The sequence below is a fragment of the Klebsiella sp. K5-306 genome, from assembly GCF_051835185.1.
GTDB lineage: Bacteria > Pseudomonadota > Gammaproteobacteria > Enterobacterales > Enterobacteriaceae > Klebsiella > Klebsiella oxytoca.
This window is the reverse complement of sequence record NZ_JAIFJY010000023.1, coordinates 1-25,264: the sequence shown is the minus strand read 5'-3', so window position 1 is coordinate 25,264 and position 25,264 is coordinate 1. Positions and strand designations below refer to the sequence as shown.

The window sequence follows — 25,264 nt, the reverse complement described above, 5'->3', positions numbered from 1 at the left end:
GTCTCCTTTCACGCAATTGCTGCGTTGGCGTCGCCTGCTCACCCCGGTCACTTACTGAGGTAAGCTTCCGGGGATTCTCAGGCTAGCCGCCTTGCTCTTGCGTGAAATGCTGAGGAAATTGCGTAGTAATATCTGGGCGCATCTGCGCCCGTTTTATTCCAACACCATGATGCAAGCGCATTCAGGCTGCCTGAACGAGGCCGCTTGCATGATGATGTTTTAAGCCCAGGAGATAAAAATGCTCGACACCAACATGAAAACCCAGCTCAAGGCCTATCTTGAGAAGCTGACCAAACCTGTTGAGCTGATTGCCACGCTGGATGACGGCGCTAAATCGGCAGAAATCAGGGAACTGCTGGCTGAAATTGCTGAACTGTCAGATAAAGTCACCTTCAAAGAAGATAACGGCCTGGCGGTGCGTAAGCCGTCATTCCTCATTACCAACCCAGGCTCCAGCCAGGGGCCGCGCTTTGCCGGCTCTCCGCTGGGACATGAATTCACCTCTTTAGTTCTGGCTCTGCTGTGGACCGGCGGCCATCCGTCAAAAGAAGCCCAGAGCCTGCTGGAGCAGATCCGCAATATCGACGGTGATTTTGAATTTGAAACCTACTATTCACTTTCATGTCATAACTGCCCGGATGTGGTTCAGGCGTTGAACCTGATGGCGGTACTGAACCCGCGTATCAAGCACACGGCGATTGACGGCGGCACTTATCAGAATGAAATCACCGAACGCAACGTGATGGGCGTACCGGCGGTATTCATGAACGGTAAAGAGTTTGGCCAGGGTCGCATGACGCTGACTGAAATTGTGGCCAAAGTGGATACCGGTGCGGAAAAACGTGCGGCGGAAGAGCTGAATAAACGTGAATCCTATGATGTCTTAATCGTCGGCTCAGGCCCGTCAGGCGCAGCGGCTGCCGTTTACTCAGCGCGTAAAGGCATTCGTACCGGTCTGATGGGTGAACGCTTCGGCGGCCAGGTGCTGGATACTGTTGATATCGAAAACTATATTTCGGTACCGAAGACCGAAGGTCAGAAACTGGCTGGCGCATTAAAAGCGCACGTCAGCGAATACGATGTTGATGTTATTGATTCTCAAAGCGCTTCCAGGCTGATTCCTGCGACGGTTGAAGGCGGATTGCACCAGATTGAAACCGCCTCCGGCGCGGTGCTGAAAGCGCGTAGCGTTATCATTGCCACCGGTGCGAAATGGCGTAACATGAACGTTCCAGGTGAAGATCAGTATCGCACGAAGGGCGTAACCTACTGTCCGCACTGCGACGGCCCGCTGTTTAAAGGTAAGCGCGTGGCGGTTATCGGCGGCGGTAACTCCGGTGTGGAAGCGGCCATCGACCTGGCAGGCGTTGTTGAACATGTAACGCTGCTTGAATTCGCGCCGGAAATGAAGGCCGACCAGGTTCTGCAGGATAAAGTCCGCAGCCTGAAGAACGTCGATATTATCCTCAATGCCCAGACCACAGAAGTGGTGGGCGACGGCAGTAAAGTGACCGGCCTGCAGTATCGTGACCGCGTGAGCGGCGATGAGCATCACGTCGCGCTGGCGGGGATCTTTGTACAGATTGGCCTGTTGCCGAATACCAACTGGCTGGAAGGGGCGATTGAGCGCAACCGCATGGGTGAAATCATCATTGATGCGAAATGTGAAACTAACGTGAAGGGCGTCTTCGCGGCGGGGGACTGCACAACCGTACCGTACAAGCAGATTATTATCGCCACCGGCGAAGGTGCAAAAGCGTCTCTGAGCGCGTTTGATTATCTGATCCGCACTAAAACGGCATAATTCATAATAAAGTAAGACCGAACCTGCACAGCAAAGAGGCTACCCCTGGGTAGCCTCTTTTTTTTAGCTCTCTGACGCTATCTCACCACCATCACCGGAATATGCGCATGGCGGATCACGCTTGAGGCATTGGAGCCGAGCAGATGCGTGCTGATAGACGGATTACGCGAGCCTATCACCACTACGTCGGCTTTAATTTCATTGGCCAGTTCATTGACCATATCGCGCACGTTGCCAAAGCGAACGTGCATTTTGATTCGCGACGGGTCAATGCTGAAATGCCCGGCCATTGTTTTCAGGCGCGTTTCTGCTTCATGCTGCAAATGCTCTTCAAAGCGGCGCAGATCGGCGGTAAACCGGCTCATGGTAAAGCTTGATGAACCGGGCAGTACGTGGAGAAGATGGATAACCCCGTCCTGCTGGGCTAAAAACTCCGCATGGCGAACGGCTTTATCGCTTAACTCCATTTCAAAGACATCAACGGGCATAATGATTGTTTTATACATATGCATTCCTCCTTGTTCGTCTGCTTTTATATCAACACATTATAGGAAAATATTGTGCCATTCAGGTCGCAAAATTGTCAGATCGGTTAGAGGGTGGCGTAAAAGTTTGTCAAAAGAGAGGCGTGGAGGAGAAGGTGCAGAAAGAGGATGTAGCGACATCCTCTGGATAAAGCGCGAAACGCTTCAGGCAGCGGGGAGATTAACGGTGAAAATCGCCTGCGGCCTCCGGCTGGTATAGCAGTTCCAGCACTTCAAGATGCGTTGAGGTGCCGCCGGGCAACTCCCAGTGAATGGCGCTGCCGACCTTGAGCCCCAGCAACGCTGCGCCAACCGGCGCCATAACCGAGAGCTGGGTGGCGCTATCGGTCACCTGAGCCGGGAAAACCAGCGTGCGGATGCGCTCTTCGCCGGTGGTTAAATCGCGGAATCTCACCTGGCTATTCATGCTGACAACATCATGCGGCATGGCTTCCGGAGCCAGCATCTGCGCGCGGTCAAGCTCGTCGTTCAGTGCGCCCGCTACCGGCGAGTTAGCGAATGCCGGTTGTTCCAGCAGCCTGTCGATGCGTTCTGCATCCAGTTCATTAATGATGATTGCGGGTCTGGTCATCTCATACTCCATGTTATCCAGGAACCTGTCCGTAAAAGAAAACCCTCACCGAAAATGGCAAGGGTTAATGTTCTCTCATCATACTGAGACTTGCGGATGGTTTGAAGTGATTAAACGCACATTCATCAACGAACAATAGTTAAACCGTATGAAACTTAGCCGGCTTTATCCAGCAGAAATTGTTTACCGCAGTTCCCGGGATGAGGCTGAGGTAAGAATGAATTTACCGCGAGAGGCGCGTTGATGGCCGCCGCTTTGATGGAAATTTGCATCTCGGTCAGATAGGCGGGATTGCCGTTACAGGTTAACTTGAAAGCCTTAACGTTCTGATTTCCATAGGCCTCTGCGACCGCGGCGTTGAAATCATCCCGGCTAACGGTCTGCCCATAGTGACTGGCCAGGAAATGACCAAGGGGGCTTTGTTTAATCTCGCCGTTCAGGCGCACCATGGTGCCGAAATAACTGTCAGGATCGAAACCAAAACAAACCCCGTGCTTGGCGTATTCATAACGCTCAAGACATGAATTGCCGCCGGATCCCGGCATCACGCCGTTAAGCTTATTCGCCATTTCCAGCGAAAGGCCGGTTTCAGCCGCCCGACATTTTTGCCCGGCTTTCGCTTCAGGCATATTGGGAACAGGGCGGGTCGCGCAGCCAAAACGCATCCAGCGGCGTTCGTCCACTCCGCGCGCGGCGATAGATTTGGGCAGGCCTGGCCACAAGCCGTGAACGGTGAGAAAATCGGCTTTGTTGTCTGGTTCCTGCTGCAGGCGGCACTCTTCCGGCTCGCTGCGGTTTCGGTCCTGCATACTCTGGCAAAACCCCGTTTGCCAGGAGAGGGCCAGCACGTAGCGATCGAAATCGCCGTATTGCGTTGCGATCAGCGGATCGGCGCTGACCTGAGGAGCGCTTAGCAAAAGAGCGAGAGCGACGAAATCCTTCCTGAACATTTTTATTCCTGATGACGAATGGTCATTAATAACTTTGAGTTATTAAAGCATAAAAAAGGCGCCAGCAGGCGCCTTTTCACACGGTTTCAGCGTTAGCGGATTGCGCTACCGGGAACGAGGACTTCGGTGGCGATAATAACCACTAATAAACCAACCAGTACCGGGACAGAGGTGCGTTTCACCACTTCGAACGGCGAAATTTTTGCCATACCGGCCACGGCGACCACGACGCCGGAGACCGGAGAAATGGTTCGGCCAAGGTTAGACGCCTGCAGCATCGGGATCGAAAGATAAGCCGGGTTAATGCCGGACGAGTGCGCCAGCTTCGGGATCATCTCAACGAAAGCATAGAAGGGGGCATTACCAGAGCCTGTGGTCATCGCCGCCAGCATGGTCAGAATGACCAGTACCAGCATCAGAATAATACTGGCGGAGCCGAAAGAAGTTGCAATGGAGATCAGGCCGTTAATAAAGCCAATGGTGCTCAGCCCCTGCGCAAAGACGCCAGCGGCGACCAGCAGCATCACCACACCGGCAAAGGCGTCGGCCATCCCGCGATATGCCGCTTCCAGCCCATTAAACACATTTTTAGTATTAAAGCCGCGGCAGAATTCCAGAACTGCCGCCAGCAGCATGCAGAGTACGAGGATGGTAATGATGTGCAGCTCCGGACCCCATTTGCCATCAAAAATCAGCACCCCGATTATCGGCGTAAACGGCAGGATGGCGTAGAAAGAAGGGGCGGTGGTGGTGATCTCGTTCACATCAAGCATTTCATGCGCGACGTTTTCCTTCTTATCCAGATAGCGCTGCCAGAAGAAGTGAGCAATCGCCATGCTGATAATCGCCACGATAGAGATAGGCAGCGTGGTTTTAAAGGCAAAGTCAATCAGCGGCATTTCGGCGGCTTTGGCGGCCAGCACGACGTCGCCGGAAGTCGGTGAGAGAATAATCGCCGCCGGGGAGGCGCAGATTGCGGCGGCGGCGCCGCGGCTGATACCAACGTTGACCATGACCGGGAACAGCGTGGCCATCAGCAGGACGCCCAAGCCGGTGGCTGAGGAAACAGCCAGCGACATCAGGCAGGCCACGAAATAAGCAGCGATCATAAGTAGATAAGGGGAGTTAATATAGCGCAGCGGTTTTGAGGCCAGTTTGACGACCATATCGTTGGCGCCAATATGCGTCATATAGGTGGCGAAACCGCAGAGCATCATGATCATCATGCCGAGGTCGCCGCCGCGGCTCATGAGCAGTATCTTAATATACTCAACGATATCGGTAGCAGAGTAGCCGGTGCTCTTTGCGTCGCCAGGTAAAATCTTATGCCCCATTAGCGCGCTGGCGATGAGTAATACTAAGCCACCGACGAACAGCACTCCGGTGGCGGAATAACCTTTAATGATATAGCGGGCGACGCCCACAATGACCACAATCCCAATCAGGATCTCTACTAGCGTAAGCATTCTTAAACCCCTAAACCATTAACCCAAAGAATCTACTGATAAATAAAGCGAAGGAAAAATTTAGTGAGGGAATGTGCCTAAAAAACGGGCAAAACTCGCTGATGCAAATCAATAAATCGATGAGAATCCCTGGATGGTTGGGCTTTACTGGCGTAACCGGCAAAACCGCGCGGAGAGTTTTTCAGATTTTTTGTAGCGGGCAAATCAAGAGTTTGCCTAATTTCGTTAAGGAAGTATTAAGCTTATCCTTGCTATTTTAACCCGCTCAAAAAATGATACTGGTAAGAGAAAAGTGTTAATGCATCGTCGATTTATAGGTTTTTTTCTTGGGTGCCTGGGGCTGCTGCTGTCGTCTACTTCTGCTAACGCTTCGTTCAGCTCGACGCTTCGCGATGGTTACAACACGCTGACTGATAACGTTGCGCAGACCTGGAATGAGCCTGAGCACTACGATCTTTATATCCCTGCGGTGACCTGGCATGCGCGTTTTGCCTATGACAAGGAGAAAACCGACAGGTACAACGAGCGCCCCTGGGGTGCCGGTTTTGGCGTTTCACGCTGGGATGATAAAGGGAACTGGCATGGCATCTATCTGATGGCTTTTAAGGATTCTTATAATAAGTGGGAGCCCATCGGCGGCTATGGCTGGGAGAAGACCTGGCGTCCTTTGGCAGATGATAATTTCCATCTTGGCTTAGGCTATACGCTCGGCGTCACGGCGCGTGACAACTGGAAATATATCCCGATCCCGGTAGTGCTGCCTTTGGCTTCCATCGGCTACGGCCCGGCCACCTTCCAGATGACCTATATTCCCGGCACCTATAACAACGGAAACGTTTACTTCGCATGGGCACGCATTCAGTTTTGAGGCGATTTTCCATAGCAATAAAAGAGATAAGCAGGCTGTCTTGAGGAAAAACAAAGACTAAAGTGAACCCTGCCCAAAAAGATAGAGACTTTTATCACTTTTTAGCAAAGTTGCGCTGGACAAAAGGTACCACAATTGGTGTACTGATACCCGACACAGTATTAGTGTCGATTTTTTCATATAAAGGTAATTTTGATGTCTAAGATTAAAGGTAACGTTAAGTGGTTTAATGAGTCCAAAGGATTCGGTTTCATTACTCCGGAAGATGGCAGCAAAGATGTATTCGTACATTTCTCTGCAATCCAGTCCAACGGTTTCAAAACTCTGGCTGAAGGTCAGCGCGTAGAGTTCGAAATCACTAACGGTGCCAAAGGCCCTTCTGCTGCAAACGTAATGCCTATCTAAGCAACGCGTCAGCAGAATATAAAAACCCGCTCTCAGCGGGTTTTTTTTTGCCTGCGTCTAGCGGCTGGCGGCTTGCGAAAACAGCCAGAACGCAGCGGCCGTCATGGCAAATGAACCTAACAGATTGACGAAAACGTTCAGCAGCGCCCAGCTAACGCGCCCCTGCTGCAGCAAAAACACCACTTCAGCGGAAAATGTGGAGAAGGTGGTCAACCCGCCGCAAAAGCCGGTAGTGATGAGTAGCTTCCACATCGGATCGACGTCCGTCAGGCGATTAAACCAGGCCAGACCGGCCCCGATAATAAATGCCCCTAGCAGGTTAGCGGTGAGAGTACCAATGGGGATAGCATGGTGCATGGGGTTAAACTTCATACCCAGCCACCAGCGCAAAACGCTGCCGGTGCCGCCGCCAAGAAATACAGCCAAAAGGAGTTGCAACACGATTGTTCTCTGCTTATTGATTGCGACTAAACTTCGAGTGTAGCGCGCGAAATACCTTGCTGGCTATGAATTACCTGACGGGAGAGAAAAGATGCTTGTTGCTGCCGGACAATTTGCCGTAACGCCGGACTGGACGGTCAATGCTCAGACCTGCGTGAGCATGATGCGTCAGGCCGGGGAGCGCGGAGCAACGCTTCTGGTGCTACCCGAGGCGTTGCTGGCGCGAAACGACGCCGATGCGGATTTATCAGTCAAGTCCGCCCAGCAGCTGGACGGCGGTTTTTTACAGCTTCTGCTGGCGGAAAGCGAAAACAGTCCCTTGACGACGGTGCTGACCCTGCACGTGCCTTCTGCAGAAGGGCGGGCAACGAATACGCTGGTGGCGTTACGTCACGGGAAAATTATTGCGCAATATCAGAAACTGCATTTGTATGATGCTTTCAATATTCAGGAATCCCGGCTGGTCGATGCCGGTCAGCAAATTCCGCCGCTCATTGAGGTCGACGGGATGCGAGTCGGGTTAATGACCTGTTACGATTTACGCTTTCCTGAGCTGGCGCTATCCTTAGCGCTCAGCGGCGCGCAGCTTATTGTCCTGCCCGCCGCGTGGGTAAAAGGGCCGCTGAAAGAGCATCACTGGGCGACTCTGCTGGCGGCACGGGCGCTGGATACCACCTGCTATATTGTCGCTGCGGGGGAGTGCGGAACGCGTAATATTGGTCAGAGTCGAATTGTCGATCCTTTAGGAACGACGATTGCCGGGGCAGGGGAGCAGCCGCAGCTGATTTTCGCGGAGCTTTCAACCGATTATATTCAGCAGGTAAGAGAGCGCCTGCCGGTGCTGCAGAATCGTCGCTTTGCGCCACCGCAATTATTATGACGTTTTTTTAAACAAGGCTTGATTCACCTTGTTACAGATTGCTATTGTGTCCGCGCGTCAAATAGCCGTTAATTGTATGCGTGTATGATGGCGTATTCGCAGCTTGTATTAGAGAAGAAGGTTAGCTATGGGTGAGATTAGTATTACCAAACTGCTGGTAGTCGCAGCGCTGATTATCCTGGTGTTTGGTACCAAAAAGTTACGCACGCTGGGTGGAGACCTGGGCTCGGCTATCAAAGGCTTCAAAAAAGCCATGAGCGATGACGATGATAGTGCGAAAAAGACCAGTGCCGAAGAGGCTCCGGCGCAGAAGCTCTCTCATAAAGAGTAATTCGCGACGAGTTTCCCGCTGAAGGAGGCTCGCTACCGACGGGGAAACCGCGTCGGCAAAGAGGCCGCAGCGATAGCGCTGCGGCCTCTTTTTGTCATCTGCACGGATTTTGCTTAAAAAGATGCAACTAACTGTTACCGCGTTGGGTTTTATTATTGGCGAGCAAAATGAGTGGCAGGAAAGACCGCTGCGCTACAAATATAACGCCGCGGTCGCAACAGGAATTACTTCACTTCCATACCTTTGGCCTGCAGGTCGGCATGATAGGACGAACGAACAAAGGGTCCGCAGGCGGCGTGGGTAAAGCCCATCGCCATCGCTTCGGCTTTCATCTCTTCGAATTCATCCGGGCTCACGTAGCGCTGTACCGGCAGGTGGTGGCGGCTCGGCTGCAGATACTGGCCTAAAGTCAGCATCGTCACGCCGTGGCGGCGCAGATCGCGCATGACTTCAATGATTTCAGCATTCGTTTCGCCTAAACCCACCATCAGTCCCGATTTCGTCGGGATCTCCGGGTGCGCTTCTTTAAAGCGCTCCAGCAGCTTCAGGGACCAGTTGTAGTCGGCGCCAGGGCGAACCTGACGATAGAGGCGCGGAACGTTTTCCAGGTTATGGTTAAACACGTCCGGCGGCGTGGCCTGGAGGATCTCCAGCGCACGATCCATACGGCCGCGGAAGTCCGGCACCAGAGTTTCAATTTTGATCGTCGGGCTTTTTTCACGAATCGCGCTGATGCAGTCGGCAAAATGCTGAGCGCCGCCATCGCGCAGATCGTCGCGGTCCACGGAGGTTACAACCACATAGCGCAGCGCCATATCGGCGATGGTTTGCGCCAGCTTTTGCGGCTCATTGGCGTCCGGCGTTATCGGGCGTCCGTGGGCAACATCGCAGAACGGGCAACGGCGGGTGCAGATGGCGCCCAGGATCATAAAGGTCGCCGTTCCGTGGTTAAAACATTCCGCGAGGTTAGGGCAAGAGGCTTCTTCGCACACGGAGTGCAGGCCGTTCTTACGCATCGCTGCCTTGATCCCCTGGATACGGGACGAGTCAGCCGGAAGTTTGATTTTCATCCATTCCGGTTTTCTGAGCAGAGCTTCACGCTCAGTTGCCACGTTTTTCACCGGGATAAGGGCCATTTTATCGGCATCGCGGTATTTAACACCGCGTTCCATCACAATGGGTTTACTCATAGCGTGCGTGTTCCAGTTGCGAGTGACGAAGGAAAGCGAATCAATTCAAGTAAATGTTGCATTTATCAACTATTTTTGAATTAAACGCAGGCAGTATATCATTGATACGGGGCATAAAGCAGCCTGCTTGCCGGGCAAATTGTAAAATAGTTGTTGTTTTATGCTTTTCCCACACGTGCCTTATCGACTAGAAAGCCTGACGAATTGTCCCGACGATCTCTTTCAACAAGGGTTCCTGCGCGCTGAGCTTGTTATAGTGCAACGCAATATCAATTTTTTCTTCGCGCAGAGGGGCGAAGTCGATCATTTTCAAAGGCCATATTCTGTCAACCAGAGAAAACATCCCGGAAGTTATCAGCCCCAGCATATCGCTTTCGCTGACCAGCGCCGCCTGAGTTAACAGATTGTAGCTACTAAAACCGCAGCGGCGTTCGCCGAGGTGTTCCTGCAGGCGACGCAGGATGGTGGTGTAGCGCTGCCCCTCTGGCTGCAGCAGAGCGAATTCATATTGACTAAGATTATCTGCGGTTGCAGGCAAGGCGAGAGCCGGATGTCCTGCCCGGCAGAAGATGTGCACGCTGTCCTGGTAAAGCACATGGTGCGTAATCGTCTGCCCGCTGTGGGGATAGCTGTCGATAAGCAGGTCCACCTGACGCTGGTTTAGCTGACTGACTGCGTCGTTGATAGCGATATTGTGCAGCAGTATCTGGGGAAAGACGGCCCGCAGTTTTTGGGTGATAACCGGCATGATTAACGCGCCAATAGCCGGGGAAGTGGCAATCGTTATCACCCGCTCCCGCTGCGTATTGCCGGTGAGATCCAGCGCGTTGAGAAACGCCTCCATCCCCTGACTAATATGCTTATGCAAATGCGTAGCGTAGGCCGTGGGGGTCACGCCCTGTCCCTTACGAATAAATAGCGGGTCAGGGAAGAGCGCGCGCAGCTTGTTGATTGACTGGCTTATCGCCGACGGCGTGATATTGAGTACCTTTGCCGCGTTAACGATGCCTTTATGGACGTAAACCGCTTCAAAAATAGTGAGTAAATTGAGGTCTATCGTACGCAGAATGCGAAACATCTGCCGACCGTGGCGATCGTCAAGCCGATCGCCTGATTCTGCCTGAGAGTTATTGTCGTCCACTCTTTATTTCCGCTAGTGATAATTAGCACCATTATAGCGGTCACATTTATTTTATTAGTGATGATAGATTGCAAATAAAAGGCTTAATCCGGCCCGAGGAAAAACGAGACGTCCCGCGGCAACGGGACGTGATGGCTAGCGGGATAAAATGTATTCCGAGGGCGGATCGTTCAGGAGCGCCAGCAGATGAGCGACCAAATGTGGCGATACGTTTTCCGGCTGGGCATCTGGCTGCCACTGACGCATCTGCGTCATCTCCATTCCGGCATAGCCGCAGGGGTTAATTCTCAGGAACGGCGACAGATCCATGTTGATATTTAGCGCCAGGCCGTGGAATGAGCAACCTCTACGAATGCGCAGACCCAGAGAGCAGATTTTCCGATCGCCCACGTAGACGCCGGGAGCATCGGCGCGCGGGTGTGATTCGATGTCATATTCCGCCAGGGTGTTCACGACGGTTTGCTCCAGAAGCGTGACCAGCTCGCGCACCCCCAGCTTACGGCGTTTCAGGTTCAGCAGAACGTACATCACCTGCTGGCCGGGACCGTGATAGGTGACCTGCCCCCCGCGATCGCTCTGAATTACCGGGATTTCGCCGGGAACGAGAACATGTTCGGCTTTGCCTGCCTGCCCCTGAGTGAATACGGGATGGTGCTCTACCAGCCAGATTTCATCCAGCGTAGTCTCGTCGCGGGTGTCGGTAAACTCGTGCATTGCCTGCGAGACAGGTTCGTAAGGTTGCAGGCCGAGCTGGCGGATGAGAATTTTATTGTGCTGCAAAACAACGTCTCCGCAGAGAGAGAATGATTTGAGTGGGAAAGTATATCACAGCAAGAAAGCGAGAATGACCCGGCGTGGACGCCGGGTCAGGGGAAGAGATTTACAGCACCATCCGAACGATTTCAATATTGCCCAGCTCTTCGTAGAGAGTTTCTACCTGCTCAATATGGGTTGCATTGATGGTAATAGAGACAGAGTGGTAGTTGCCTTTGCTGCTGGGTTTTACCGTCGGAGAGTAATCACCTGGTGCATGGCGCTGTACCACTTCAACCACCTGGTCAACCAGCTCCGGCAACGCCTGTCCCATTACTTTGTAAGTAAATGGGGTAGGGAATTCAAGCAGTTCGTTAAGTTTGGTTTTCATGTCAGCTCCGGTGTTACAACAAAAAATAATAACTCCCACGACGTGTGGGAGTTATCAGGATATCTAGTATATGGGGATGTAAATCACACTTTCAAGCGTTCGGTTTTTAACCAAACCAGTGATGGAACATTAATTTAATGTAATCAATGATTTTACCGAAGAAATTGCCTTCCGGGATTTCCTGCAGGACCACCAGCGGACGCTGATCGATGGTTTTGCCATCAAGCTGGAAGTTAATGGTGCCCACAACCTGGTTTTTCTGCAGCGGCGCGTGCAGCTCGGCATTATTCAGCACGTAGCTGGCTTTCAGATCTTTCATCCGACCGCGAGGAATCGTCAGATAAACGTCTTTATCCACGCCGAGAGAGGCGCGATCGCTATCGCCGAACCAGGCAGGTTCAGAGGCGAATTCTTTACCGGCTTTAATCGGGTTAACGGTTTCAAAGAAGCGAAAGCCCCAGGTCAGCAGCTTTTTGCTTTCGGACTCGCGTCCTTTATAGGTACGACCGCCCATCACGGCGGAGATGAGGCGCATCTGGCCTTCAGTTGCCGATGCCACGAGGTTGTAGCCCGCTTTATCCGTGTGGCCGGTTTTAATGCCGTCGACGTTGAGGCTGTTATCCCACAGCAGGCCGTTGCGGTTGAGCTGACGAATACCGTTGAAGGTAAACTCTTTCTCTTTGTAGATGGTGTATTCGTTTGGAACATCGCGAATCAGCGCCTGGCCAATCAGCGCCATGTCGCGCGCTGAGCTGAACTGACCATCGGCATCCAGGCCGTGAACGGTCTGGAAATGGGTGTTCTTCAGGCCCAGCGCGTTAACGTAGTTGTTCATCAGGCTGACGAAGGCGTCCTGGCTACCGGCGACGTAGTCGGCCATCGCCACGCAGGCATCGTTGCCCGACTGCAGGTTGATACCGCGGATCAGCTGGGATACCGGCACCTGCATACCCGGTTTGAGGAACATCAGCGAAGAACCTTTGAACACCGGATTACCGGTTGCCCACGCGTCGTTGCCTACGGTGACCAGGTCGGACTCTTTAAATTTGCCCGCTTTCATGGCCTGACCAATGACATAGCTGGTCATCATTTTAGTCAGGCTTGCCGGGTCGCGACGGGAGTCAGCGTTGTTTTCCGCCAGCACTTTGCCTGAGTTGTAATCGATAAGAATCCAGGATTCGGCGTCAATCTGCGGGGCGCCTGGGATCATAGTTTTGATATTCAGGTCATCGGCGCGGGCAGCGGAGGACAGCGCTGCCACGGAGAGCGCCGTAACGAGTAAACGAGCGGTAAAAGAGGTCTTCATGGTCTGAACAACGGCATCCGTGATGGAGTTAAAAAAAGTGCCTTACTATAACAAATGCACTACGAACCAGCATCCGACATTGCGTACGACTTTGTTAATGACTTTGTCATACGCAATGAACCGGGCGGCTGGACCAATGCCTTTAGTTGGCGCGAGTTATAAATGATTGCAGCTGAGCTTCGCTTTGCAGGCGCTGTTGGATCGTGCTGGCCTCCGCTTTGCTGCTGAATGGGCCAAGCTGAATACGCCATACCGCGCCGTTTTGCATGACGCGGCCCGGAACGGAAAATTGCTGACTCAGACGCTGCTGGTACTGTTGCGCACGGGACTGGTCGCTGACGGCGCCGACCTGTACGACGAAATCGCCGTTGGCGCTTGCCGCTGCGGCTGGCGTCACTGCTGCGGTCGCGACGGCGGCGGGCGCTACGCTTCCCTGAACAGAACCCGGCGCGGTAACCGGCGCGGTTTGCACCACGGGCTCGCTGCCTTCCAGCACACCGTTATTCAGCGGCGTCGGCGCGCCGAGAAAACCGCCGCTGTTGACCGGTGCGCCGGTGCTATCTTCCGGCTTCAGCGTTGCGTTGCTGATGGCGTGCACGTCAGTTGGCGCGGGTTGCCCCATTGCCGCGCTGCCGTCACCGTCAAGATTCGGGCGCGCCGGCAGGGCGTAGGTCTGTTTGGCTACCGTCGTACAGGCCATGCCCGGCCCGGAAAGCGAGCCGTCCGGTGCGACGATGATAGGGTCGATACGTACTTTGGTATTATTTGATGTATTCAGACGATCGGCTGAGGCGCGCGACAGTGAGATCACGCGATCGTTACCGTAAGGCCCGCGATCGTTGATGCGCACGACGATCATGCGGCCGTTCGCCAGGTTGGTGATCCGCGCGTAGCTTGGGATCGGCAGCGTAGGATGGGCAGCGGTGAGCTGCGTAGGATCGAACGCTTCTCCCGATGCGGTCAGATTGCTGTTGGGCTCGGCGTCGTAGATAGCGGCGAAACCGGCCTGGGTAAAGTTGGACGGATCCTGAACGATTTTGTAGCTTTTGCCGTCGCGTTCATAATCCTGATTCGCCGTGGCGTTAGGCGTTTCGTACTGCGGATCGGCGCCGCTAATCTCCACCGTTGGGCCATTGCAAACGGCCGGCTGTGGAGTGCTGACCGTTTTCTGTTGAACGTCTTCACCCGAACATGCCGCCAGCAGCCCTGCTGCTATGCAGATCCCCAGCCATTGCTTACGCATCGCGAACCCCTTACACGCTTTTCGACAACATTTTTCTGTGAGTATGGATCGACATGACGATACCAAACCCGGCCATCAATACGATTAGGGCAGAGCCCCCGTAGCTGACCAGCGGCAAAGGTACCCCCACCACCGGTAAAATACCACTTACCATACCAATATTTACGAAGACATAAACGAATAAAATCAACATTAAACCACCGGCCATCACTCGGCCAAAGGTGGTTTGCGCCTGGGCGGCGATCCAGAGTCCGCGCATGATAAGCAGTATATACAGCGCCAGCAGGATCAGTACGCCAATCAGCCCCAGTTCTTCCGCCAGTACCGCAAAGATAAAGTCGGTATGGCGTTCTGGCAGAAACTCCAGCTGCGACTGGGTACCGTGCAGCCAGCCTTTACCGCGCAACCCGCCGGAGCCGATAGCGATCTTTGATTGAATAATGTGGTAACCCGCGCCGAGCGGATCGGTTTCCGGGTCGAGCAGCATCATTACGCGCTGGCGCTGATAGTCATGCATCAGGAAGAACCAGAGGATTGGAATAAAGGCGGCGACCAGCACCACCGCAATACCAATCAGACGCCAGCTCAGGCCAGAGAGAAACAGGACAAACAGACCGGACAGGGCGACCAGAATCGAGGTTCCGAGGTCAGGCTGCGCGGCGACCAGCAGCGTGGGCAGGAAAATCAGCACCAGCGCGATGGCGGTATTTTTCAGCGATGGCGGACACACGTCGCGGTTGATAAAGCGCGCCACCATCAGCGGTACGGCTATTTTAGCGATTTCCGACGGCTGGAAGCGAACGATGCCGAGATCCAGCCAGCGCTGCGCCCCTTTGGAAATGGCGCCGAAGGCATCAACCGCCACCAGCAGAATAATACAGAAAATATAGAGATAGGGCGCCCAGCCTTCATAGACCCGCGGCGGGATTTGCGCCATGACGATCATAATAACAATCCCCATAGCGATCTGGCCGATTTTACGCTCCATCATGCCCATATCCTGACCGCTGGCGCTCCAGATAACCAGCGCGCTGTAGGTCAGCAGCGCCAGCAGGATAAGCAGCATGGTGGGATCGAGGTGGATTTTATCCCATAGCGATTTTTTGTTCGGATTATCAGTCATTATTGATCCTCCCCAGCCGTTACCGCCGGATTTTCAGTCGGCAGATTGGTGTTGTTATCGCCCAGCATTATATGATCGAGAATCTGACGCATAATGGTACCGACTGCCGGACCTGCGCCGCCGTTCTCAAGAATAATGGCTACGGCAACCTGGGGGTTATTGTAAGGGGCAAACGCCGTCATCAGTTTATGGTCACGCAGGCGTTCGGCGATTCTGTGCGCGTTATAGGTCTCATTGGCTTTCAGGCCAAAGACCTGGGCGGTACCCGACTTGGCCGCGATTTTATAAGGTGCGCTGGCAAAGTATTTATGCGCGGTACCGTTGCCTCGGTTGGCTACGCCATACATCCCGTCTTTAGCGATTTCCCAAAAGCCAGAGTGAATGTCTCCGACCGGCGGTTCATGCGGCTGAACCCAGGGCACCGGTTTACCGTCTTCCACCGTGCTTTGCAGCAGATGCGGTACTTTAACTACTCCGTCGTTAATCAGGATCATCAGCGCCTTGTTCATCTGAATAGGCGTTGCGGTCCAGTAGCCCTGTCCGATCCCGACCGGGATGGTATCGCCCTGGTACCACGGTTTCTTGAAGCGCTTGAGCTTCCATTCGCGAGTCGGCATATTACCGGAGCGCTCTTCCGCCAGGTCAACGCCGGTATAGTGGCCGTAGCCGAATTTACCCATCCACTCAGACAGGCGGTCGATGCCCATATCATAGGCAACCTGATAGAAGTAGGTATCGGCGGACTCTTCCAGCGCTTTGGTGACATTCAGATGGCCGTGGCCCCACTTTTTCCAGTCACGGTAGCGTTTTTCCGAGCCGGGAAGCTGCCACCAGCCGGGGTCAAACAGGCTGGTGTTGCGGGTTATGACCCCGGCGCTGAGCGCTGAGACCGCAACGTATGGCTTAACCGTCGAAGCCGGCGGGTAAACGCCCTGGGTCGCGCGGTTGACCAGCGGCGTATTAGGATCGTTGAGGAGTCCGGAGTAATCCTTGCTGGAAATACCGTCAACGAACAGATTAGGGTCGTAGCTTGGCGTCGAAACCAGCGCGAGGATAGCGCCGGTTCGCGGGTCAGTGACGACGACCGCCGCGCGGCTGCCGGCGAGCAGGGTTTCAATATACTGCTGGAGCTTAAGGTCGAGCGTTAAATAGATATCGCGCCCGGCCTGCGGGGGCACCTCTTTGAGCTGACGAATCACGCGGCCGCGGTTGTTCACTTCAACCTCTTCATAGCCGGTTTGCCCGTGCAGGACATCTTCGTAGTAGCGCTCGATCCCCAGCTTGCCGATATCGTGCGTGGAGGCGTAATTTGCCAGCTTGCCCTCTTTATCCAGGCGATCGACGTCTTTATCGTTAATTTTAGAGACGTAGCCGATAACGTGGGTCAGAGCGGAGTTATAGGGATAGTAGCGGCGCTTATAGCCTTTAACTTCCACCCCGGGAAAGCGATACTGGTTGACCGCGAAACGGGCAACCTGCACTTCGCTGAGGTTAACTTTGACCGGAATGGAGGTAAAACGATGCGAGCGGGCGCGCTCTTTTTTAAAGTTCGCCACATCGTCATCGGTGAGATCGATAACGTCGCGCAGCGCATCCAGCGTTTGCTGAACGTTGTCGACCTTCTCCGGCATCATCTCCAGCTGGTAAATCGTGCGGTTAAGCGCCAGCGGCGTGCCGTTGCGATCGTAGATAATGCCGCGGCTCGGCGGAATCGGGACCAGTTTAATGCGGTTTTCGTTTGAACGCGTTTGATAGTCGGTATAACGCACAATCTGCACGTTATAAAGGTTGGCGATCAGTACGCCGGTAAGCAGCAAAATCCCCAAAAAAGCGACCAGCGCCCGGCGCACGAACAGCGAGGATTCAGCCGAATAGTCGCGGAAAGAATTCTGTAATTTCATTCGCTGCTTAGTCTACCCTGGTCATCATTACTCACGGTGGTAAGGGTGGTTGGTGGTAATGCTCCACGCCCGATACAGACTCTCGGCCACCAGTACGCGAACCAGCGGGTGAGGTAGGGTGAGCGTTGAGAGCGACCAACTTTGTTCCGCCGCCGCTTTGCAGGCGGGTGAAAGGCCTTCCGGGCCGCCGATAAGCAGGCTGACGTCGCGGCCATCCTGTTTCCAGCGTTCCAGTTCGCGCGCCAGCTGCGGCGTATCCCACGGTTTCCCCGGAATATCCAGGGTGACGATGCGGTTTTTGCCTGCTGCCGCCAGCATCATTTCGCCCTCTTTTTCAAGAATGCGTTTGATGTCGGCGTTTTTGCCGCGTTTACCGGCGGGGATTTCCACCAGTTCGAACGGCATATCCTTTGGAAAACGGCGCAGATATTCACTAAAGCCGGTCTGAACCCAGTCCGGCATTTTGGTGCCAACGGCTACCAGGTGCAGCTTCACGCGTTAACTCCAGAGTTTTTCCAGCTCGTACAGACGACGGCTCTCTTCCTGCATGACGTGAACCATAACGTCGCCGAGATCGACCACGATCCAGTCCGCGGCGGCTTCGCCTTCAACGCCCAGCGGCAGCATCCCGGCGGCGCGAGACTCCTGCACGACGTGGTCAGCGATGGACATAACATGGCGCGTGGAAGTGCCTGTGCAGATGACCATGCAATCTGTAATGCTGGATTTGCCATGAACGTCAATGGCAACGATGTCCTGACCTTTCAGGTCATCAATTTTGTCGATAACAAAATCCTGGAGTGCTTTACCCTGCAAGAGTTCCCCCTGGGTGTGTGAAGAGTGAAAAACAATAAACAGCCTGACAGTATACCCGAACTGTTGGCAAAGTCGGGATAAATGTCGATAAACGGGCGGTGAAGGCGGCTATCATCCCATCCATCGCCGATGATTGCATCGCCATTTTTGTAAAACAATTTCTGCAAAGTTCAAATGGCGGATACAGCCTGGCTGCGGAGAATAGCAGCCTGCTTTGCACTGTCAATGGTCTGCGCGCAATTCTTCTTCCGCCAGCCAAACGGCCCGGCTATTTAGCACCCGCAGAGTGGTGAATTCAGGCTGGAGATCGATCAGGCTCCACGCACCATGCTCGATGGGAAAGTGCCACATCGCCGAAGCCGGCATGTGCAGAAGATGAGCGATTAACAGGCTCAGAACCCCCTGGTGACCGACGATCAGCAGATGATTAAGTTCCTGACACTGAGAGAGGGTGGCAGTAAAGCGGCAAACGCGCTCGGAAAAGGCCTGAAAGCCCTCTCCGTTGGTAGGCGCCGCATGCTGCCAGTCGGCGCACCAGGCGGCGTAGTTTTCAGCATCTTCCTGCTGCAAATCGCGATGGTGGCGCATTTCCCAGTCGCCGAAGAACATTTCATTGAGCTCAGCGAAGGTATGACGGGGGATGCTCCGTTCCCCCAGCAGCAGGCTGGCCGTGCGCTGGGTGCGCTCAAGCTCACTACAAAACACGCGCTCAAACGGAACGGCATGCAGACGCTGTCCGAGCGTTTGGGCCTGTCTGATTCCACGTTTCGTTAACGCAGTGGGGGCATGCCCGCTGTAGAGGCCTGCGACGTTGGCCTCGGTTTCACCATGCCGAACTAACCATAATTTCATGATGACCCTCTCGAAAGGCGTCTCTGAGACCGTCCTGGCTGCCAGGCTAGCAGTAAAGCTTTTGCTGGTGGATATACTCAAGCACGCTTTCCGGCATCATGTCCGCGCAGGACTCGCCTGCTTCCAGACGCTGGCGAATAAGGGTTGCTGAGATATCAAACCACGGCGTTTCGGCCAGGTAGATAACGCCTGCCGGGGCGCTATGCAGCCGCTCGACGTCATGGGTGAGATGCTTGTCCAGCCACTGCTGATCCTGCTCGCACGCCATCGTCAGCGGGTAGCCGGGGCGTCGGCAGACGATCAAATGAACGTTATCAAGGATGCTGGCATAGTCGTGCCAGGAGGTAAAAGTCAGCAGCGAATCCTGGCCTATGATAAACGCCAGCGGCCGTCCCGGACCCTGCTCCTGGCGCCACTCGCGCAGGGTCTGCGCAGAATAGGACGGCGTGTCGCGCCTAAGTTCACGATCGTCGAGGATAAACAGCGGCTTATCGGCGATAGCCAGTTCCAGCATATGCCGTCGCTGGTCGCTGGTCGCTTCGGGCTGCGGGCGATGCGGCGGCACGTTGTTAGGCACAATGGTGACGCGATTGAGGCCGATTTGGTTGGCCAGAATTTCCACCGGTTTGAGGTGACCGTAATGCACCGGATCGAAGGTGCCGCCGTACATCGCCTGTAACTGAGTCATATCAACCATCAATAAAAACGTCTGCCAGCGCTTTATGGCAGAGCAACAAAGAGAGACTTTCCAGCTCGGGCCAGACGGAGTGCCCGTAATCCTGCTTAAAGGTGAGCTCGGCGCGGGTCAACAACGTGACGGCCTGGCGCAGCTGGTCGGCGCTCAGGCGGGCCAGCGCGTCGCTGACCAGCTGGCGTCGGTTTTGCCACACCCGATGCTTGTCAAACAGGGTACGCAGCGGCGTATGGGCTGATTGCCGCTTCAGGTTGACCAGCAGCAGCAGTTCACGCTGTAGGGTGCGCAGCAGGATAGCCGGTTCACTGCCTTCCAGCCGCAGCTGTTGCAAAACGTGCAGGACGCGTTTGCTTTTACCCGCCAGCAGCGCATCAACCCAATGATAAGGCGTGAAATGCGCGGCGTCGTTGACTGCCTGCTCAACGCGCGGAAGGGTCAGTTTACCGTCCGGCCACAGTAGCGAGAGGCGCTCCAGAGCCTGCGCCAGCGCCAGCAGATTGCCTTCATAGCAGTAGCACAGCAGCTGGCTGGCTGCGTCATCAAGCTGCAGATGATGCTGCTTTGCGCGCGCGGCAAGCCAGCGCGGCAGCTGGGCATATTCCGGCGTCTGACAGCTAACCTGAACGGCACGGCTGGCAAGAGCGGCGATCCACGCGGCGTTCTCCTGCGCTTTCGTCAGCTTATTGCCGCGCACGATCAGCAGAAGATCGTCATGCAGCATGCTGACAAGCGTGGCGAGCTGTTCGTTGATTGCCGCATTGGGGCCGTTCTCCGGCAGGATCAGCAGCAGCGTCTGGCGGCTGGCAAACAGGCTCATCGCCTGACTGAGGGAGAAAAGGGCAGACCAGTCGGTGCTGGCATCAATGCTGGCGGTATGGTGTTCGATAAAGCCCTGGGCGGCAGCGGCTTCGCGGATGGCGTCCTGGCTTTCCTGCAACAGCAGCGGGTCGTTGCCAAGCAGCAGATAGGCCGCGCGCAGCCCTTCAGTGAGCTGCGCGCGGAGCTGTTCCGGGTACAACCGAATCATCAGTTACCCAGCGTGGTGGAGACGCGATTGCCGGAGGTGGAAGCGGCGTTCACCGGCTTCTCATCCTCTTTGGTGGCTTCGACATCCGCAACGTGTACGCTCGGCAGCTTACGGATCAGCTGTTCGGCTGCTTTGTCGTACATTTCCTGAATGATCATGTCCTGCTCGGCATCTTTCGCTAGCGCCGCCTGCGGGTTATCGAAGAACGAACGGTAGACTTTGGTCGTGATGGGATAGATATCATGACCAGGGATCAGGACGCTGGCATTCACCGTCATCACCATCTGATATTCAGCAGTACGGCCATCCTGGAAAATAGATGCCGTGTCTTTCTGAATGGACGATGACTCCAGACGCAGGGAAGGGATATCCTTGCGCAGCGTACTGGCATCAACCAGCTCGACGCCGTTCAGGCGCAGCTGATTACGGACAGCGCGACTTAATGGACCATTTGGATCGCCCGACTGGAAGATCATGGTTTTCATTGCGGTCGGAACCTGCGTAGTACTACGCAGGTGCCAGCCACAACCGGCGGTGATTAACACCGCCAGAGTTAACAACAATGTTGCCAGATATCGCACGCTTCCTCCCGCGCTTAGCCAACGACCAGATTGAGCAGTTTACCCGGAACGTAGATCACTTTACGCACGGTCACACCGTCGAGATATTTCGCGACCAGATGCTCCTGAGCCGCACGCTCGCGCACCTGCTCTTCGGTTGCATCTACCGCAACGGTAATTTTACCACGAACTTTACCATTTACCTGGACGACAACCAGCGTGGTGTCTTCAACCATAGCGCTTTCGTCCGCAACCGGCCACGGCGTGTTGTCAATATCGCCTTCGCCGCCCAGCTCCTGCCACAGGGTAAAGCTGGCGTGCGGGGTGAACGGGTTGAGCATGCGAACGACCGCCAGCAGAGCCTCACGCATCAGCGCGCGATCCTGTTCGCTTTCCTGCGGCGCTTTCGCCAGCTTGTTCATCAGCTCCATAATCGCCGCGATCGCGGTATTGAAGGTCTGACGGCGGCCGATATCATCGGTCACTTTAGCGATCGTTTTGTGTACGTCGCGGCGCAGCGCTTTTTGATCTTCGCTGAGGCTGGCAACGTCCAGCGCGGCAACTTCACCCTGCGTGGTATGCTCGTAAACCAGTTTCCAGACGCGTTTCAGGAAGCGGTTGGCCCCTTCCACGCCGGACTCCTGCCACTCCAGCGTCATGTCAGCCGGCGAGGCGAACATCATAAACAGACGCACGGTGTCGGCACCGTAACGTTGAACCATGACCTGCGGGTCGATGCCGTTGTTTTTCGACTTGGACATCTTGCTCATGCCGGTATAGACCAGTTCATGGCCTTCAGCATCTCTCGCTTTCGCGATGCGGCCTTTCTCATCGCGCTCAACGATCGCATCAACCGGAGAGACCCAGTTACGCTCGCCGTTCGCGCCAACGTAGTAGAAGGCATCCGCCAGCACCATGCCCTGGCAAAGCAGCTGTTTTGCCGGTTCGTCAGAGTTAACCATGCCCGCGTCGCGCATCAGCTTGTGGAAGAAGCGGAAGTACAGCAGGTGCATGATGGCGTGTTCGATACCGCCGATATAAATATCCACCGGCAGCCAGTAGTTCGCCGCTTCCGGGTCCAGCATGCCCTGGTCGTACTGCGGGCAGGTATAGCGCGCGTAGTACCAGGAGGATTCCATGAAGGTATCAAAGGTATCGGTTTCACGCAGCGCCGGCTGGCCGTTTACGGTGGTTTTCGCCCACTCAGGATCGGCTTTAATGGGGCTGGTGATGCCGTCCATGACCACATCTTCCGGCAGAATTACCGGCAGCTGATCTTCCGGAGTCGGCATTACGGTACCGTCTTCCAGCGTCACCATTGGAATCGGCGCGCCCCAGTAGCGCTGACGGGAAACGCCCCAGTCGCGCAGGCGGTAGTTCACTTTACGTTCGCCGACGCCAAGTGAAGCCAGCTTATCGGCGATGGCGTTAAAGCCAGCTTCGTGATCCAGACCGTCGAATTCGCCAGAGTTGAACAGCACGCCTTTTTCGGTCAGCGCCTGTTCGGAGAGATCCGGTTCGGAACCGTCGGCGGCCAGAATGACCGGCTTGATCTCCAGACCGTATTTACTGGCAAACTCGTAGTCGCGCTGATCGTGACCCGGAACGGCCATTACCGCGCCGGTGCCGTACTCCATCAGGACAAAGTTTGCCGCCCAGACCGGGATCGCTTCACCGGTCAGTGGATGAATCGCTTTATAACCGGTATCGACGCCTTTTTTCTCCATAGTTGCCATTTCGGCTTCGGCAACTTTGGTATTGCGGCATTCGTCGATAAACGTCGCCAGCGCGGGGTTATTGGCTGCTGCCTGCTGCGCCAGCGGGTGACCCGCCGCCACGGCCAGATAGGTACAGCCCATAAAGGTGTCCGGGCGGGTGGTGTAGACGGTCAGCTTGTCGGCGTAGTCGTTAACATCGAAGGAGATTTCGACGCCTTCGGAGCGGCCAATCCAGTTACGCTGCATGGTCTTCACGGTATCCGGCCAGTGATCCAGGTTGTCCAGATCGTTCAGCAGCTCGTCAGCGTAGGCGGTGATTTTAATAAACCACTGCGGGATCTCTTTACGCTCAACTTTGGTATCGCAGCGCCAGCAGCAGCCGTCGATAACCTGCTCGTTCGCCAGAACGGTCTGGTCGTTCGGGCACCAGTTCACCGCGGAGGTTTTTTTGTAGACCAGGCCTTTTTTATACAGCTCGGTGAAGAACTTCTGCTCCCAGCGGTAGTATTCCGGGGTGCAGGTCGCCACTTCGCGGCTCCAGTCATAGCCAAAGCCCAGCTTTTTCAGCTGATTCTTCATGTAGGCGATATTGTCGTAGGTCCACGGTGCCGGAGCTGTGTTGTTTTTCACCGCCGCGCCTTCCGCAGGCAGGCCAAACGCATCCCAGCCGATAGGCTGCAGCACGTTCTTGCCTAACATGCGCTGGTAACGGGAAATCACGTCGCCAATGGTGTAGTTGCGCACGTGGCCCATGTGTAGTCGACCAGAAGGATAGGGAAGCATCGACAGGCAGTAATACTTCTCTTTACTCTCGTCTTCGGTAACTTCAAAGGTACGCTTCTCGTCCCAGTGTTGCTGGACTTTTGATTCTATCTCTTCCGGGCGGTATTGCTCTTGCATGGCAGCCAGTGGTCCTGTTTTCAATACAGCTACAAAATGTAGCCAATGGATGTGTTATTTCAGATCGGCATAGCATAGCCCAAACGCCAACGTCAAAACAGCCTTTCACACACTTACCGCGAGGAAAGCGCCAGAGAATATTTCACGACTCTGTGGCATGACGGGCAGAGCTATGCGCAGATAACGTCTATCATTAGAAGAAGTTAACCACACCGGAGGCGAAAAGATGAACAAGGTAGCTCAGTTTTACCGAGAGCTGGTGTCGACGCTCAGCGAGCGGTTACGCAATGGAGAACGCGATATCGATGCGCTGGTGGAGCAGGCCAGGGTAAGAATTAGCCAGTCCGGCGAGTTAACGCAGAGTGAAATCGACAACGTCATTCGCGCCGTCAGACGCGATCTGGAAGAGTTTGCTCTCAGCTATGAAGAGAGCCAGGAGGAGCTCACCGATAGCGTCTTTATGCGCGTGATTAAGGAGAGTCTGTGGCAGGAGCTGGCGGATATCACTGACAAAACCCAGCTTGAGTGGCGCGAAGTCTTCCAGGATCTCAGCCACCACGGCGTTTATCACAGCGGCGAAGTGGTTGGACTCGGCAATCTGGTTTGTGAGAAGTGTCATTATCATCTGCCGGTTTATACGCCGGACGTGCTGCCGCGTTGTCCAAAATGCGGGCACGATCAGTTCCAGCGTCGTCCATTCGAGCCCTGATCGATCGGGTCTGGTGCATAATTATTGCATCGGGCCCGATTAAAAATGATTAATTGTAAATTTTTTAGCCAATATAAGTTATATATTGGCTTCCGTTTTAAGAATTCGTCGTGCATCTTTTTTATCTCAACTGGTTTGCTACACATTTTTTCACTCAGCTACGGATTATCGTGCAGCCCATCGCAGGTATCACCGCATATTCTATTGACCCAATTAGTTTGCAATAAGATGCTCGATGCACGAGGTGACGATGGCGATCGCTTGCTAAAGGTGGATGGGCTTTGCCTGATGCAAGGCGTGGCCTGTTGTGGTTAATTATTGGCGATGCGCCGTTACCAGCGCATCGCTTATTTTTTAACGAATAGTATTTATTTCAGCATATTTATACTGCTGTTGCCCGCCCATTTCAGAGGCATAGTTATGATAAGAGTTAAGGACCAGCTTGTTAGCGGAAATAGAGCCTTTACCGCAGGTTGCCAGATTTAAAAAGCCGCAGCGGTAGCCGCCATTTTTAACAGTCCCTGTGGTCATGGTGAGAGAACCATTGGCTTTGGGAAGGTGCGAATAAGCAGGTCATTTCTTCCCAAGCTGACTCGCTGATTAAAATTTCGCGGATCTGGGCCGATTTTTTTCCCGCAAACACATCGAATTAGCCTATTTAGGCTATTTTTTCCACCAT

General features: G+C 54.4%; 26 protein-coding genes and 1 pseudogene. 6 read left to right on the top strand and 21 right to left on the bottom strand.

The annotated features are described in order from the left end of the window. Positions 1-238: 238 nt before the first annotated feature. Complete coding sequence (gene ahpF / locus K2184_RS25505) at positions 239-1,804, top strand: alkyl hydroperoxide reductase subunit F (RefSeq protein WP_004100138.1); 1,566 nt, start codon at positions 239-241, stop codon at positions 1,802-1,804. A gap of 77 nt (positions 1,805-1,881) precedes the next feature. On the opposite strand, the gene uspG is transcribed toward ahpF, so the two are convergent. The 4 genes from uspG to dcuC form a co-directional block, all read right to left on the bottom strand. Continuing rightward, complete coding sequence (gene uspG / locus K2184_RS25500) at positions 1,882-2,310, bottom strand: universal stress protein UspG (protein ID WP_004100140.1); 429 nt, start codon at positions 2,308-2,310, stop codon at positions 1,882-1,884. A gap of 199 nt (positions 2,311-2,509) precedes the next feature. Next, positions 2,510-2,920, bottom strand: coding sequence for a nucleoside diphosphate kinase regulator (gene rnk / locus K2184_RS25495; RefSeq protein WP_004100142.1), 411 nt, complete (start codon positions 2,918-2,920; stop codon positions 2,510-2,512). A 155-nt stretch (positions 2,921-3,075) separates the two neighbouring features. Continuing rightward, entirely contained in the window at positions 3,076-3,870 is a 795-nt protein-coding gene (gene rna, locus K2184_RS25490) for a ribonuclease I (RefSeq protein WP_017146359.1), read from the bottom strand. A gap of 92 nt (positions 3,871-3,962) precedes the next feature. Next, a complete protein-coding gene (dcuC, locus tag K2184_RS25485) occupies positions 3,963-5,336 on the bottom strand; it encodes an anaerobic C4-dicarboxylate transporter DcuC (protein ID WP_004100144.1) in 1,374 nt (457 codons plus the stop codon). A 292-nt stretch (positions 5,337-5,628) separates the two neighbouring features. On the opposite strand from dcuC, the gene pagP reads away from it, so the two are divergent. Next, the gene (pagP, locus tag K2184_RS25480; RefSeq protein ID WP_160887563.1) at positions 5,629-6,204 is read left to right on the top strand and encodes a lipid IV(A) palmitoyltransferase PagP; all 576 of its coding nucleotides are present in this window, start codon (positions 5,629-5,631) and stop codon (positions 6,202-6,204) included. A 195-nt stretch (positions 6,205-6,399) separates the two neighbouring features. Then, the gene (cspE, locus tag K2184_RS25475; protein ID WP_004100146.1) at positions 6,400-6,609 is read left to right on the top strand and encodes a transcription antiterminator/RNA stability regulator CspE; all 210 of its coding nucleotides are present in this window, start codon (positions 6,400-6,402) and stop codon (positions 6,607-6,609) included. 57 nt (positions 6,610-6,666) lie between these two features. Here the strand turns inward: cspE and crcB are convergent, their stop codons facing one another. Continuing rightward, the gene (gene crcB / locus K2184_RS25470) at positions 6,667-7,050 is read right to left on the bottom strand and encodes a fluoride efflux transporter CrcB (RefSeq protein ID WP_004100147.1); all 384 of its coding nucleotides are present in this window, start codon (positions 7,048-7,050) and stop codon (positions 6,667-6,669) included. 91 nt (positions 7,051-7,141) lie between these two features. Between crcB and K2184_RS25465 the strand changes: the two genes are divergently transcribed. After that, the gene (locus K2184_RS25465) at positions 7,142-7,930 is read left to right on the top strand and encodes a deaminated glutathione amidase (protein ID WP_004100148.1); all 789 of its coding nucleotides are present in this window, start codon (positions 7,142-7,144) and stop codon (positions 7,928-7,930) included. A gap of 127 nt (positions 7,931-8,057) precedes the next feature. Further along, positions 8,058-8,261 carry a twin-arginine translocase subunit TatE gene (gene tatE, locus K2184_RS25460; RefSeq protein ID WP_004100149.1) on the top strand — a complete coding sequence of 68 codons (204 nt, stop codon included), beginning with the start codon at positions 8,058-8,060 and terminating at the stop codon, positions 8,259-8,261. Positions 8,262-8,485: 224 nt separating this feature from the next. Here tatE and lipA read toward each other — a convergent pair whose 3' ends face one another. The 15 genes from lipA to leuS all read right to left on the bottom strand — a co-directional run bounded on the left by lipA (position 8,486) and on the right by leuS (position 23,876). Beyond that, on the bottom strand, positions 8,486-9,451 hold the full coding sequence (gene lipA, locus K2184_RS25455; RefSeq protein WP_004100150.1) for a lipoyl synthase: 966 nt from the start codon (positions 9,449-9,451) through the stop codon (positions 8,486-8,488). Positions 9,452-9,638: 187 nt separating this feature from the next. Further along, the gene (locus K2184_RS25450) at positions 9,639-10,592 is read right to left on the bottom strand and encodes a YbeF family transcriptional regulator (RefSeq protein ID WP_004100151.1); all 954 of its coding nucleotides are present in this window, start codon (positions 10,590-10,592) and stop codon (positions 9,639-9,641) included. Between the two features lie 135 nt (positions 10,593-10,727). Beyond that, complete coding sequence (lipB, locus tag K2184_RS25445) at positions 10,728-11,372, bottom strand: lipoyl(octanoyl) transferase LipB (protein ID WP_016809088.1); 645 nt, start codon at positions 11,370-11,372, stop codon at positions 10,728-10,730. A 100-nt stretch (positions 11,373-11,472) separates the two neighbouring features. Further along, positions 11,473-11,736, bottom strand: a complete 264-nt coding sequence (gene ybeD / locus K2184_RS25440; protein WP_004100153.1) for a DUF493 family protein YbeD — start codon at positions 11,734-11,736, stop codon at positions 11,473-11,475. 106 nt (positions 11,737-11,842) lie between these two features. Further along, a complete protein-coding gene (dacA, locus tag K2184_RS25435; RefSeq protein WP_004100154.1) occupies positions 11,843-13,042 on the bottom strand; it encodes a D-alanyl-D-alanine carboxypeptidase DacA in 1,200 nt (399 codons plus the stop codon). A 142-nt stretch (positions 13,043-13,184) separates the two neighbouring features. Next, positions 13,185-14,285, bottom strand: a complete 1,101-nt coding sequence (gene rlpA / locus K2184_RS25430; protein ID WP_004100155.1) for an endolytic peptidoglycan transglycosylase RlpA — start codon at positions 14,283-14,285, stop codon at positions 13,185-13,187. A gap of 10 nt (positions 14,286-14,295) precedes the next feature. Beyond that, positions 14,296-15,408: a peptidoglycan glycosyltransferase MrdB gene (gene mrdB, locus K2184_RS25425; protein WP_004100156.1), complete on the bottom strand. Its 1,113-nt coding sequence runs from the start codon at positions 15,406-15,408 to the stop codon at positions 14,296-14,298. Beyond that, a complete protein-coding gene (gene mrdA, locus K2184_RS25420) occupies positions 15,408-17,309 on the bottom strand; it encodes a peptidoglycan DD-transpeptidase MrdA (protein WP_004100158.1) in 1,902 nt (633 codons plus the stop codon). Before mrdA ends, mrdB begins: the two co-directional genes overlap by 1 nt. Positions 17,310-17,336: 27 nt before the next feature. After that, positions 17,337-17,804: a 23S rRNA (pseudouridine(1915)-N(3))-methyltransferase RlmH gene (rlmH, locus tag K2184_RS25415; protein WP_004100160.1), complete on the bottom strand. Its 468-nt coding sequence runs from the start codon at positions 17,802-17,804 to the stop codon at positions 17,337-17,339. A gap of 3 nt (positions 17,805-17,807) precedes the next feature. Beyond that, a complete protein-coding gene (gene rsfS / locus K2184_RS25410; protein ID WP_004100162.1) occupies positions 17,808-18,125 on the bottom strand; it encodes a ribosome silencing factor in 318 nt (105 codons plus the stop codon). 222 nt (positions 18,126-18,347) lie between these two features. Next, positions 18,348-18,977: an adenosylcobalamin/alpha-ribazole phosphatase gene (locus K2184_RS25405; RefSeq protein WP_004100164.1), complete on the bottom strand. Its 630-nt coding sequence runs from the start codon at positions 18,975-18,977 to the stop codon at positions 18,348-18,350. Positions 18,978-19,023: 46 nt separating this feature from the next. After that, positions 19,024-19,674: a nicotinate-nucleotide adenylyltransferase gene (gene nadD, locus K2184_RS25400; RefSeq protein WP_004111375.1), complete on the bottom strand. Its 651-nt coding sequence runs from the start codon at positions 19,672-19,674 to the stop codon at positions 19,024-19,026. Continuing rightward, on the bottom strand, positions 19,667-20,698 hold the full coding sequence (gene holA, locus K2184_RS25395; protein WP_023320564.1) for a DNA polymerase III subunit delta: 1,032 nt from the start codon (positions 20,696-20,698) through the stop codon (positions 19,667-19,669). The genes nadD and holA overlap by 8 nt, the downstream gene beginning before the upstream one ends. After that, complete coding sequence (gene lptE, locus K2184_RS25390) at positions 20,698-21,279, bottom strand: LPS assembly lipoprotein LptE (protein ID WP_004100169.1); 582 nt, start codon at positions 21,277-21,279, stop codon at positions 20,698-20,700. Before lptE ends, holA begins: the two co-directional genes overlap by 1 nt. A 14-nt stretch (positions 21,280-21,293) precedes the next feature. Beyond that, positions 21,294-23,876 carry a leucine--tRNA ligase gene (leuS, locus tag K2184_RS25385; RefSeq protein ID WP_004111380.1) on the bottom strand — a complete coding sequence of 861 codons (2,583 nt, stop codon included), beginning with the start codon at positions 23,874-23,876 and terminating at the stop codon, positions 21,294-21,296. A gap of 226 nt (positions 23,877-24,102) precedes the next feature. Here leuS and K2184_RS25380 point away from each other — a divergent pair, with 226 nt between their 5' ends. Beyond that, a complete protein-coding gene (locus K2184_RS25380; RefSeq protein WP_004100180.1) occupies positions 24,103-24,585 on the top strand; it encodes a zinc ribbon-containing protein in 483 nt (160 codons plus the stop codon). 354 nt (positions 24,586-24,939) lie between these two features. On the opposite strand, the pseudogene K2184_RS25375 reads toward K2184_RS25380, so the two are convergent. After that, positions 24,940-25,137 (bottom strand): annotated as a pseudogene (locus K2184_RS25375) (filamentous hemagglutinin N-terminal domain-containing protein); the annotation flags it as partial. Positions 25,138-25,264 lie beyond the last annotated feature (127 nt).